This window comes from Nonlabens ulvanivorans (genome assembly GCF_000732625.1).
Classification (GTDB): Bacteria; Bacteroidota; Bacteroidia; order Flavobacteriales; family Flavobacteriaceae; genus Nonlabens; species Nonlabens ulvanivorans.
Map to the genome: position 1 here is coordinate 1 of NZ_JPJI01000005.1, position 12,836 is coordinate 12,836.

Below are 12,836 nucleotides of genomic sequence, written 5' to 3' on the forward strand. Positions count from 1 at the left end.
AGGAGAATTAGCTGCTAGATCATTGATACATACTGAAAGTGGAGTAGGAACTCCTGTATCTGGTAGTGGATTAATAATAACCGTTACCGTTACATCAACATCAGTACAAGTTCCTATGGCTGGAACATTATAAGTGAAATTAAAGGTTCCGTTTCCTAGTGTTGTTAAGTCAATAGAATTTGTTACTGCTGTTCCTGTTGAAGAATTTCCAGTATACCATGTACCGTTTGTATCTTGAGTTCCATCTAGTAAATTGAATAAATCATATGGCGAGTTAGCCGCTACTTCATCTTCACAAATCTCAAATGGTGTTCCTATATAATTACCAGACTCTGGTGCTGGTAAAATAGTAATAACAATCGATTCTGTATCTGTACAAGAACCGTTATCAATCGTATAAGTATAATTATAAGGACTTCCTGCAACAGTTAAACCAGTTATGTCAATAGGGTTGGTTACTACAGAGTTTGAAGCATCCGTCCATGTTCCTAGGTTGTTATCTTGTGTTCCATCTAATGAACTAAATAAATCATATGGTGAATTAGTTACTAAATCATTCTCACAAAACTCAGTTGCGATTGCGGTTCCTGCATTAGGATCTTGAAGAACCGTAACTTGAACCGTTGTAGATTCTTCTGGGCATGGATTAGGGCTTAGGTTTTGACTATAAGTAAAATCATACGTACCAGGCATTAATCCAGTAAAGTCAAATGGTGTATTGATAACTGGCGAAGCGCTTGTAGAACCTTGTGTCCATGTACCACCAGCATCTTCATTGTCTAATAATAAAAATAAATCATAAGCTGTAGGAGCTTGTGACTCACAAAAATTAAGAGGAACGATTGCAGATGCTATTCCTGATGATAAAACATCATTAATAACTATGACTATCGTTGTGTTTTCATCTGGACATGCACCTGGTCCAGGAACAGTGTAGACATAATTATATGTTCCCGCAATTAGAGTACTAATATTAGTTGTTCCTTGATTACCATTTGTAATAGTAGTAGGACCAGACCACGTACCTGATGTATCTGGCATACCCGTTAATAGAGGAAATAAATCAAAATCTGAAGCTGGTAAACTATCAACACAATACTCTATCGTGTCTCCTATACCAGGATTTGCAGGGTCATCAATTTGAACCATTACCTCAACGACATCACTTTCACAAAAGAAATTATCTGCTTGTATGTAATATGTTTCACCATCTATTAATGGAGTCGTAAGCTGTAATGCTGGCGGAATAGGATTATTTGCTATATCAACATCACTATACCAATTAAAATTATCTGTAGTTCCAGGATTCAAATCGGCAACAGTAGGATTGGTATCACTACAAAATTCTTGAGTTAAAGGTGGAGTAGGAGCATTAGGGGAAGGAAATACAGCAGTACTACCAGATTCTATCTGTCCTTTACAACCTGTAGCATCTACAAAAACTATAAAATAGTTTGCATTTCCAGATAAAGCGCTCGATGGACTAACCATCATTGTCAATGCAAAGTCTGAATAAACTTCAACGCTACCACCAGCAGGTATATTAACCGCAAGAGCAGTGTCTATGTAACTTTGTACGGTAGGCATTTCATTAGAACAAAAAATAGCATCTAGACTTTGTCCACTAGGATCTACAGTAAAATCAATGACTAATGGTGATCTAGTACCACAAGTACCTGTAGTATCACCAGCATAGTATGTTCCTTGTCGAACTAGTTGTGTTTGTGGTATTGCACTACCACCAGTAGGATTTAAGAACCAACGTACAGCATTTGGTCCTGATGTTACAAATGCATCTAAATCATTAAAGGTAAGTTGAGAAGCATCACAAATCACTTGAGGTGAAATCGGTACTGCTGGGCATTGAGCCTGTATGCTTAAAAAAGGTAGACCTAAAAGTGCAATGAACAGCAATTTTCTTTTGGTCCAGCTAGTGAGTAAGTTTTTTTTCATAAAAAATAATCATCTATTATTCAACATGCAAAAATAACTTGTCTGTAAACCCTTCAATAGTAAGAGATGTATAGAGTTATTAAAAGTTCATTAACAATCGTTAAATCACCTGTATATCGGTTAATATGGATTATAGCTATTCATTTGGTCGTCTTTTTCTGAATCAATGAGGCAATTTCCTTAAAGAAAAGATTGTATTTAATTCTGATGCTGTATTTTTATAAGGTAAATTTTATATACGCTTTCGCGAAAGCGTAATTATAAGGTCCATGTTGCAATTACCTTTTAGGGCGTACTATTTTATATCAACTAATTTTAAATGAAGAAAAATCATCTTAAAACATCGTATAAAAACTATGCTCCAGTAAGTTGGCAATTAGAATTCTTAATAGCTGGAGGAATTATCTTTTCTCTTTACACCAGTACCGATTATTTTAAGCATTTATTTCTTTTAAAATATCCAATTTCTAATTTTGATTATGCACAAGTATTGTTGTTTTTTGGCACTTATGTATTAACTAGAGTGTTATTGATTGGTTTTGGTCTTAATCTGGTTTTAAGAACAGTATGGCTAGCTTACTTTGCTATATCTTACTGGCATCCAGATGATGTGAATTATGATAAATTGAAACTCAATTTTTATCAAAAGAAAAATCATAAAGAACAGGCAAATGCAAAGGCTCGATTATTAAACCTAGATAAATGGGCTAACCTTAGTTTTAGCATCACAATCATATTCACTTTTATAGTATTCAGTTCGATAATTGTCCTTTTATCAATTCAATTCATTTTGGCCGAATTGTTTGGAGCATACTGGTTAATCAATAATGCCGTGTTTAATTACACTTCCGCCATATTTGTATTATTACTTCAGTTGGGATTATTTGATTTTCTTTTAAGAAAAAAACATCAACGCGGTACTTTTTTTAAAATAGGGGACATGCTGTATAAGATCTATTATTATGGTAGTGGTCTTTTCTTTTATAGGCGTGAATTACTTGTACTGCGCACTAATGGTAGGACTTGGTTATTACTGACTTTTGGTAGTGGTTATTTACTACTAGCGTTATTTATATCTATCAACCAGATTGGAGAGTTTTATCAAGCAGGAACTTTTAATGTGAATCTATTTGATGATCGAGAAACCTTTGATTCTTCTCAAAACTATATCGTAGATTATAAAATGTACGAAGATCAACTAGCACCCAATGAGGTTTTTTTCAATGGTGGAATACAAAGTCAATATGTAAAGGATAATTATTTAAAAGTATTTATTGTGCATCATCGTAAGTATGACTGGTATTTAAAGTATGTACAAGACAGTTTGAAATTAAATACCTATCAACAACCAAAGTCAAATAGTTTAAGACGACAGTATGTCCAAGAAAGAGGAATATTAGATCAAGTAGCACTCAATAGATTAATTAAAGTAGAGATAGACGACAAATTATATACAGATATCAACTGGGACCGTTATCAACACTATAAAACAAAAGAAGAAGGTTATCTTGCTTATATAAAGGTAGATACACTTGATCCAGGGCGACATGTGATTCGTACATATACTAGAAACAGGTTTACAGGTAAAGTGAGACCGTCCTACTGTTTTGTTGTACCTTTTTATTTAGATTAACAGAATATGATTTGATGATTACGACTAATAATTAAAAATTTAAATGAAACATATAACAGCAGCAATTCTTTTAGTATTAACATTAATAGGTTGTAAGTCAAACCTTAATAGTGCAGAGGTTGCACAACAAAAACAACAACTCGAGCAGATAGCGGTTAAGATAAAACAAGACGATTTTCAAATTGTGATGAATACAGCGTATCCACTAGCAACTAATGCTGTTACTAATGTTCTTAACGGTATTTTAATTCCTAACGGCGATAGTGCAAACCGTATCGATTTATCTGATCGAGATGATTATATCGAGTTAGGAAACAAATCTGTAAAAGGCGAATTGTCTTATTTTGGAGAACGACGCATATCATCAGGTTATGGAAATCAAGATACCGGAATCGAATTTAATGGCATACCGACCAATTATACACAATATATCGATTATAAAAAAGGCTTAGTACGAGTTGAATATCAAATCAGCAATCAGGCAGAATCATTTGACATTACCATTGAAATATTTACAAACCGCAAGGCAAATATAAATGTGAGCAGTTCACATCGTTCTAATATTAGATATACTGGTGTAATGGAGCAGATTAAAGAATTACCATTATAGAATGATACTATATCAGTATGAATTTATTATCCATAATCATATAAAAGATTTGAAAGCTCTTTTAAAAGAGTAGTATCATTTACAAATATTCTATTTGACATAATATAAATTATAGAACAAAAGGATAGTTTAGTTCATAAGAGCACTTGATCCATTTGACAGCTATAATCTAGTATTATGAAAAGTATTCCTAAAGTATTCTCTTTATAAGAATAATTGGAACTTGGGATTCATTACTACTTTAATTAAAAATCGCGTATTCGATAAAATGTACGTGATAAAAAATTTTAGACGATTCTCGTGGATTGTCACAAAATCATTAATTTAAAAAAAAAATAAAATTCTATGTATATGAGGCCGAGCTAAACATCGAAATTCTATTTTACATAATAATCTTAATCTTCAAAAGCACTAAATAATTTTTCTTTAACATTATAAAAGCTTACTAATTTAAATGGCAATTCTTCTTTTTTAAGAAATTCTGTAGCTAATTGTTCTGATGTTAATATTATTGGAATAACATCAAATTCTTTTAAATCAATATTATATTTTGCTCCAAGTAAATCTTTATTAGCTATTATCCATTCATATCGTTCATTGTGTTTTTTTATCCATCCTTTTTTTGATTCACTTCCAAATAAGTTATTTACTTCTTCCACTAATTGTTTAATATTTTTTGCAGCTTCTGTATTTTTACACTCAAGTAAATAGATTTTTTTTGATTCTTTATTAATAACCAAAACGTCTATATCACCAATGTCTTTCGAGTGTTTTAATTGAGATTTGGTGTTTATTTCAACTTCTTTATCGATTATACTATTTTGAATAGTATCATTAAAATAATGATGTACTTCATTAGTAAAGGCCTCTCCTTTTTTATCTAGATTTTTACCAATTAATTTATTTAATTTCCCCTCTGGTTTAGTTCTTAATTTCCCTGAATAAAATAAATAAAGTAAAAATCTTTCTGATTTAATTAATTGTCTAGGTCCTACATAATATTTATTTTCCTTTTTTTCTGTATCAAAAACTTTTACAAGAGGTTTTTGATTAAGGGAAAGTCTTCTATTAAATCTCCAAGGAAATACATCATAGGTTTCCATTCCATCTGGAAGATCCATAATGTGCTTCCTTTTACTGAGCGAAAAATGATTTAATGATGTTATTATTTTTTCTTTACTCAATTCAGGTAACAATTTTTGTATTTCATATATTAAATCATCTTCATATAAAATAGAACAACTAGGATCTTTGAAAAAACAAATTCCACTTAGAACTTGACTAAATTGGATTAATTGAGTCAAGTTAACGCCATATTCGGATATAAATGCTTCTTCTGTTTTTTTAGTAAATATTTCCTTCCCATCATCTTCAGGCAAATCTTTATAATTGTTTTTATAAGTATTTATTGCATCACTTACATTTTCACTTGACTTAGACAACCTAAAAGGTTTAAATACCTGTTCTGATAATTTTTTATCTGTTCCAATTCTTCCAGACTTTAAAACATTTATTTTTATATCATCTAAATCATAATTTATTTGATCGCCAATCATTCCCCAACTAATTATTTGATCCATCTTAGCTAATAAATTATCAATATCTTCTTGACTTGGCAATAAATTCCCATTTCCAGGACATGCTGCAATATGTTCAATTAAGCATCTAATTGATAATGTAGTTCTATCGATATCTTGAAAACTTTCATTTAAATCGTCTATTTGCTTTTCCTTACTTATAAAGCAAGCTATCATTGTAGGTGTGTTTAGTATTTTCCTATTTCTATTATAAATTAGAGATTCATTCAATCTAATGAAATGTTCTAATAAAAAGTGACTGTCATACTTTTCAATTTCGTTTATTAATTCTGGTAGGAATATTTTAGAAGACATTTTTTTTATGAAATTGTTTTTATCTTCAATATCTACCGTTTTATTTGTTATAATTTTATGTTTTATAAGTTTAGGAATAAGTTTATCTAAATTCTTATTTATATTGTATTCTTGAATGTATCGGACTGAAGAAGTTCCTCTTGGGTCAAGCAGTAAATTATTATTAGTATTTAAAAGATATATCTTCTTTTTATGTGGAATATTTACAACATTTTCTATTATTTCATTTATGCTATCTTGAGTTAAGATACCTTTATTTATTTTGTTTTTTGAAAGCATATTAAATCCTTCCAAGATTTTTCTAACCAATATTTGTTCTCCTAAATTATCCTCACCATATAAGTACGGCAAAATTTTATGCGGAATAATTATGGTAATTGTAGTACCTGTAACACTAATCTCAAAATCATTTTCTATTCCCTCTTCCCTATCAAATTTGAATTCAATTTCATGAAACTTTAGTTTTTCTTTAAAATCGAAGTTTATAGTTATCGGTTGATAATCAATATTTTCCAAAGCAATTGACAAATATTCAGTTATTTGCCAAATCCAATAACTAATTGCATCAAGAAATTCAATATAGATACCTTTAGATTCTATTGGTACTTTAGATAAATTATCCAAAGATTCTACCCAAATAGGTTGTTTATAACCTGTTATTACTTTTGTAAGTCTCTTGCCTAAATCAGCTGGAGAATAGTATAGATTTTCCTGTCCTTTTATTCTGATGCATGGTGTCTTATAAACTCTTCCTTTATCATCTCGACGACTGATTGAATGCGCATCTTCATCCTCATATACTTTTTGTATAAATTTCTTAGCATATCCTAATTGTACCCACATCATATCTGGTTGAGCATCATCATTCATATAAAATGAATTATCTAAATCTTTGTACATTGAATACAAATCGATTTCATCTGTAAAGGAAGAAAATCTAGTTTTTTCAACGAATCGTTTCTTTGCTTGAGAATAATACCAAAAATCAAGAGCTTCGTATTCTCTTGTATTCATAATAAGATCAAAATAATAAGCAGGAAAAGCCAAAACTTCTACACTATCATATTTTTTATAAGTTCTATAATACTCTCTTCCCAATCCTGCAAAAATCTGTATTGATAAAATTTTATCATCTGGGAATTGAGTTTGTAAGCTTTCAATAACTTGATCAATATGTTTTTCTATCCTCGATGCATTCTTATTTTTTCCCTGAGAACCAAATGGTTTAGTAATATCATAATTACTACCATCATCATATTGCATACTTACATATACAATTTTATCTCTGTCAATTCTGTAGAACTCTTCATATATATCTAAGCCTGAATTATCAATAGGTTTGTATTTTTCTAGCCTAATATAATCTGAGTAGCCAAGATGAACATTAATGTTATTCCAAATTATTGAGGTATAAATAGTTATTAATTCTTTTAAACAGTTTTGAGAAATAGACATTTCAATTATTGCATGTAATAGCGCAATATGAAAGTTTCCTAATGAAATTATTTTGTAACCACCATTTACTTTTAATATTGGCTTTCCGATAACAGGATTTTTACTTTCTTCAACGGTTGTTAAATCTTCTTCTTGAATACCCAAAAGGATTAGATTAATGATTTCCTTTTCAATTTTATATATCTCACATAATTTCAAAAAATCATCTTCAACAATACTAATTGCATTTATATAATCAATAGCTTCTTCTTTTTTAAAAACACTAATCTCATTATTTACAATATCTGCTTCTAAATATCTTTCGAGACCAACATCTCTAATTGCTTTGTCAGAAATATTTAACATTAATAAACTTAATTGAGTAACTAAGCTTTTGAAAGTGTTTGGTAGCTTGTTTTTAGTGTGAAAAATTGCACCGAGAATATTCGATAATATAAAATCACCTCCTTCAGATATTCCAGGTAAGATTAAATAATCTCCTCCAAAAAAGGTAATTATTTTTGTAAACGGATTAACTGGAGGATCTTCAAAATGATGGTGTGCATAATAAGTGTTTAACACTTTTATCAATTCAATTATATTTGCTGAACCATTATCTTTTTTACCATGTAGCAAGCTTTCTCGCATTAATAATTCGAGGCGAATGTTTTTTCCATGATTGTTTGGAAAAAGAAAACTCGAACTAAATACATCAATTAAAAAATTAATATTAAACTTTGATAAAGGATGTGCATTTGTAGGTCTTGGTATTTTTACAGTGCTAATTTTACCGATACAGCACTTTTTGTATTTCTTACCACTTCCACAAGGGCATTTATCATTTCGTCCAATTTTATTACCCATAATAAATTAATAGAATATTGAAAAGATTATTTAACAAATAGGGAGATTTTAATTTTACAAATTATTATAGGAATAACTTTGAGTGAAACCGTAAATGTTTGAAAATTAGTGAACTTGAAATCATTTCACACACTTAATAGGCTTCTCTCCTAAATCATATGTTTCATTTGTAAGGAAAGAAATCCCAATCATAACTATTCTCGCTATTGTTATGAATTTTTTTAATCTTGTCTAATAATCGAAATCTGTGACCAGCTCCAACAAGGAATACTGCCTTATTAGGTTTATTTATTTTAAAGTTGTTATCAATAAGATTAATCCATTGGTTCTCACGTAGGTCATTCCATCTTAACCACTCAGAGTAGAAGTCTGATAACTCCTGATTATTCACCTTATCTATGAAGTGTTTCTCCATGGAATTTTTATCTCTAAATATCTTATCACTATCTGGGCTGTTTAAAAAAGGTAAACCTTTCACATATGTCTCATTTAATAGCTTATTATTTGCGTTAGAGTATACTTTCATTTTCCGATTAATTAAGGAGAACATAGCTTCTAGACGTTTGTCGAATGGATCTTCATTAACATCAATAGGGACTATTTCAATAGGTTTTTCTTTAATTAATCTTTTAATGACCTCCATTTCTGGAGTAACAATATCAGTTCTCTTCACAAATCGAGATAATTTTTCAGGAGAAATCTCACAAAAAACTACCTGAGGATTGATTTTCTCTATAATTTTATATAATTCTTCAGAAGTACAAACTCCTACTTCCGAATGAGCAGTTCCTAAAATAATTAAAGTACTCATAATTCTATTTATTTGACTTAAAGAAGTCAAACGTTAGACCAATTAATGATTTTTTATTTTTTTAATAAAATTACTGACAGATATCAAATAAATACAACAAAAAGATGTCGCTATGTCATTAAAATATACTTTTCTTATCCATATTACAAATATTAATTTAAGCTTAACTTATTTCTCTCAAAGAAATCCTAATTTAAATAGTCTAATCTTTCAATATTAAAAGATTTATGAATTGCAACAGGAATTAATTCTGCTCCAGTGTGATATGCAGCAATTGTTCTGTGTCGACCATCAGTAATTCTAACTTTTTCATCATTATTCGTTAAATAGATAGTAGGTGGATCAATAAATAAACCATTATCCCATCTTTCAATTATATATACAAATCTAAAATCGTTGATATCATCTGTAATTAGTTCATATGGATTTAGCTCAATAAAATCAGTTGATTCAATCAATTTTGATAAGTTTAGTTCTATTATAGTGTAATCGCTATCAGGCAAAAATTTCGGTTCAGAACATTTGGTGTAATTTTTACCAACAGCCCATTTTGGACTAATTTTCATTAAATCTTCCTCGGTCATTTTTTTGACCTTATTATATCTATTCTGTTCGTCTTGTTCGAAATCATTCAAGTCAATTTTCATGAATTTGGTGTCTTTATTTGCAATATAATAAAATCGCATTTTAATTCCATTCCACACACATTTCATTACTCTCCTATCGTCGTTTCGTATAAAGAGTGTTCCATTAACATCGTATAGAAACATTTGTCAAAAAAAAATGAGGATAAAATGAAGAACAAGAAGTAACAACTCTCGCTTTTAACCAAAGCTCAAGTTACATAACGCGGTACATTATAGAACAAATTGTAACATTGGTTTTAGACATCAGTAATACCACAACTAACTTAACACAGCTTACTTATAAATTTAATATAATGAAGAATATGCCATGATGATGTAAATATTATAGCAACAGGATTCGCACGTGTATAGCATCAAACGGTTACCAAATAAAAAAGCCACAAACTGTGGCTTTTTAAAAGTTTTAAATAAAAAGTAGATTTTATGGCAATCAACTAGTTGACTTTACTTGACTATAAAATTCCCATTATTTCTTATCCAAATAATTGTTTCTTTTTCAATTTAAAGAAAAGAATTTGCATTTTTTTCCGACTCAAATAAAAAAGCGATTTCTACTTTTTCTCATGGTATAAAGAGTAAAATTAAGCATTAATTAAAGCACCGTAAAAATTTCACTTTCAGGTAATCTTGATTTTGGTGTTTTATCTGTAGTATTGAAATCAGATTCGGCTCTATATCCTATAGATACAGCTACTAAAGCGGTAAAACCTTTCTCTCTTAACCCGAATTCTTCATCTAATGCCTTTACATCTATACCTTCCATTGGAGTAGCATCAATACCTAAACTAGCAACACCTAATAAAAAGCTTCCTATGTTTAAGTAAACTTGTTTTTCCATCCAGTGTTGTTGATCTTTTAAATCATACTTGTGAATACCTGCAAAAGCTTTAACAGCTCCTAGAAAACCGTTTTTTATGTCTTCATTTGGAAACCTTCCATTTTTATCTTCAGTGTCTGCAATATGTTGGTAATACTCGTCATCTGCATCCGTTTTAACACAAAATAAAACTACAGCTGAAGCATTAGTAATTTTAGACTCATTAAAATGAAAGAAACCTTGTGCACCTTTTGCCATACGTGTTTTTCCTTCTTCAGTTTCAGCAATTATAAAATGCCAAGGTTGAAGATTTACGCTTGATGGACTCATCCTTAGCAAGTTTTTAACCTCTGACATATCTGATTCAGATATTTTCTTGGTTACATCGTATTCCTTAGTAGTGTATCTCCAGTTTAATATTTCTTTTAAATTCATCTGTTATTTTTTAATTGATTAAAATCATACTATCAAAAGTATAGTGACAAAAGTATGTATAGTATACCTTGCACACAATAACGGTCATAAATGGTAGTACCTCTTTAACAATCATAATACAATACAAAAAACTAATAATCAATGTATTATAATTAAATTAAAATTTTCATAAAAGTCAGATGGCGTATTTTATGTAGTATAAACTAAGGATTTTACCTACCATTTTCTGATAGTTACAAACAATGAATCCAACTTCTTTTAATTAATATAATAGTACTGGTTTATCGATTCTTTGTCTATATTTTGAAGCTATTATCTCTGCTCAACACTTTCTATAATCCCATATTATTGATATACTTTTGAGGATTGATTTTAAATCGATATTAATCGTTATTATAATGATATTTCTTATACTCAGATTCTAAAAATGATACCTAAACTTCATTATATATCGCAAGCAGCAACCGCAGCACTTCACCTAGAAAATATTCAAAAAGCCTGTAGTTCAGGAGCCGAATTAATACAACTGGATCTCGAACACATTTTAGAAAATGAACGATTGACACTAGCCACAGAGGTTCTTAAAATCACCTCTCATTTCCAAACTAGATTAATCATCAGGTCCCATTATAAAATTGCTATAGAACTTAAGTTAGATGGTGTCTATCTATTGCCTAGTGACTCCAGCCCTACTCATGTACGCGAGCAATTGCATAGCTGGCAATCCATTGGTGCCGCAGCACATCATCTGCAAGACTGCGAGGATTTGATAAATAGCGATGTAGATTATATTGTACTAGGTCCATTTAAAAATTCAACAAATGATTCTATAAAAGCTTTAGATCTCACAGCATATTCAGTAGTCATAGAAACATTAAAAACAGAGACACCACTACTCGCTTATGGCGACATCACAACGGCCGATGTAAATAGCTTACTAGATACAGGTATCTCTGGACTTGTTGTATCAGAAGCCATACAACAAGATTTTAATAGCATTAAAACCTTTAATCAACTTCTAGGAGCCTCATCAACCGGTGAGATGCGACATACTTTTTAATGCAATAGCTATAGTTCAATTGATATTATGATTTTATTTAACTTGCGGTAAAACCAAGCTTCATGAAAAAAATTACTTTTATTATAGGAATCATCATACTTTGTGTAGCATGTTCTTCTTCAAAAATGACGACTTCAAAATGGTTAGCAGACGATTTTAATAATCAACCTACAGATAAAGTACTAATTTATGCCAGTACACCAGATATCGTTTTACAAAAAGAATTTGAAAATGAGACAGCACAGGTTTTATCAGATCTAGATATTACTACCTTTAAAATGCATGATACCTTTCCTGACGTGACCTATAAAGAAGAGAGAACACAAGAAGAAATTGCCGCTTTTCTAAAACATTGTAAAGAAAAGCAAATCAACAAAATACTTTTTGCCTCAAAAAAGTCCCAAACTGTAGATACTGTAATGAGTAAATCCTTGCATAATTATATGAACGATTTACATGCCTTAAGTATAGAAGGTTATGATGACGATCTAGAGTATGAGACCGATCAAGTTACGACCTATGTTATTGAGGCAGCAGTTTATGATATCAACAAAACGTCAAAAGATGCGCCCGTAGCTACTACTAGCATCACTGCCATGAATCCAAAGTCTTTAGACGATATAAAAACTCGTTTACTCAAATCAATAAAGCAAATCTTTGAAAAATAATCCTTGATCATT

Annotated in this window: 9 protein-coding genes; 4 read left to right on the top strand and 5 right to left on the bottom strand. The window is 30.2% G+C overall.

Translation table 11 applies throughout. The features are described from left to right. The coding region (locus tag IL45_RS00835) for a hypothetical protein (RefSeq protein ID WP_036579134.1) at positions 1-1,953 on the bottom strand (1,953 nt) is incomplete at its 3' end. A 319-nt stretch (positions 1,954-2,272) separates the two neighbouring features. Here IL45_RS00835 and IL45_RS00840 point away from each other — a divergent pair. Further along, complete coding sequence (locus tag IL45_RS00840; protein WP_036579135.1) at positions 2,273-3,586, top strand: hypothetical protein; 1,314 nt, start codon at positions 2,273-2,275, stop codon at positions 3,584-3,586. A 43-nt stretch (positions 3,587-3,629) separates the two neighbouring features. Next, complete coding sequence (locus tag IL45_RS00845) at positions 3,630-4,196, top strand: DUF4251 domain-containing protein (RefSeq protein ID WP_036579137.1); 567 nt, start codon at positions 3,630-3,632, stop codon at positions 4,194-4,196. 395 nt (positions 4,197-4,591) lie between these two features. Here the strand turns inward: IL45_RS00845 and IL45_RS15210 are convergent, their stop codons facing one another. The 4 genes from IL45_RS15210 to IL45_RS00865 form a co-directional block, all read right to left on the bottom strand. Further along, positions 4,592-8,386 carry a YecA family protein gene (locus IL45_RS15210; RefSeq protein WP_051788594.1) on the bottom strand — a complete coding sequence of 1,265 codons (3,795 nt, stop codon included), beginning with the start codon at positions 8,384-8,386 and terminating at the stop codon, positions 4,592-4,594. A gap of 163 nt (positions 8,387-8,549) precedes the next feature. After that, positions 8,550-9,197 (bottom strand): hypothetical protein, encoded by a 648-nt coding sequence (locus tag IL45_RS00855; protein WP_036579138.1) that lies wholly within the window; start codon positions 9,195-9,197, stop codon positions 8,550-8,552. A gap of 188 nt (positions 9,198-9,385) precedes the next feature. Further along, positions 9,386-9,844, bottom strand: a complete 459-nt coding sequence (locus IL45_RS00860; protein WP_146128678.1) for a hypothetical protein — start codon at positions 9,842-9,844, stop codon at positions 9,386-9,388. 592 nt (positions 9,845-10,436) lie between these two features. Beyond that, entirely contained in the window at positions 10,437-11,096 is a 660-nt protein-coding gene (locus tag IL45_RS00865; RefSeq protein ID WP_036579140.1) for an oxygen-insensitive NAD(P)H-dependent nitroreductase NfsB, read from the bottom strand. Between the two features lie 427 nt (positions 11,097-11,523). Between IL45_RS00865 and IL45_RS00870 the strand changes: the two genes are divergently transcribed. Together IL45_RS00870 and IL45_RS00875 are read left to right on the top strand one after the other, a co-directional pair. Beyond that, positions 11,524-12,156 (top strand): thiamine phosphate synthase, encoded by a 633-nt coding sequence (locus IL45_RS00870; protein ID WP_036579142.1) that lies wholly within the window; start codon positions 11,524-11,526, stop codon positions 12,154-12,156. Positions 12,157-12,218: 62 nt separating this feature from the next. Next, positions 12,219-12,824 carry a hypothetical protein gene (locus IL45_RS00875; protein WP_036579143.1) on the top strand — a complete coding sequence of 202 codons (606 nt, stop codon included), beginning with the start codon at positions 12,219-12,221 and terminating at the stop codon, positions 12,822-12,824. The last annotated feature ends 12 nt before the right edge of the window (positions 12,825-12,836 follow it).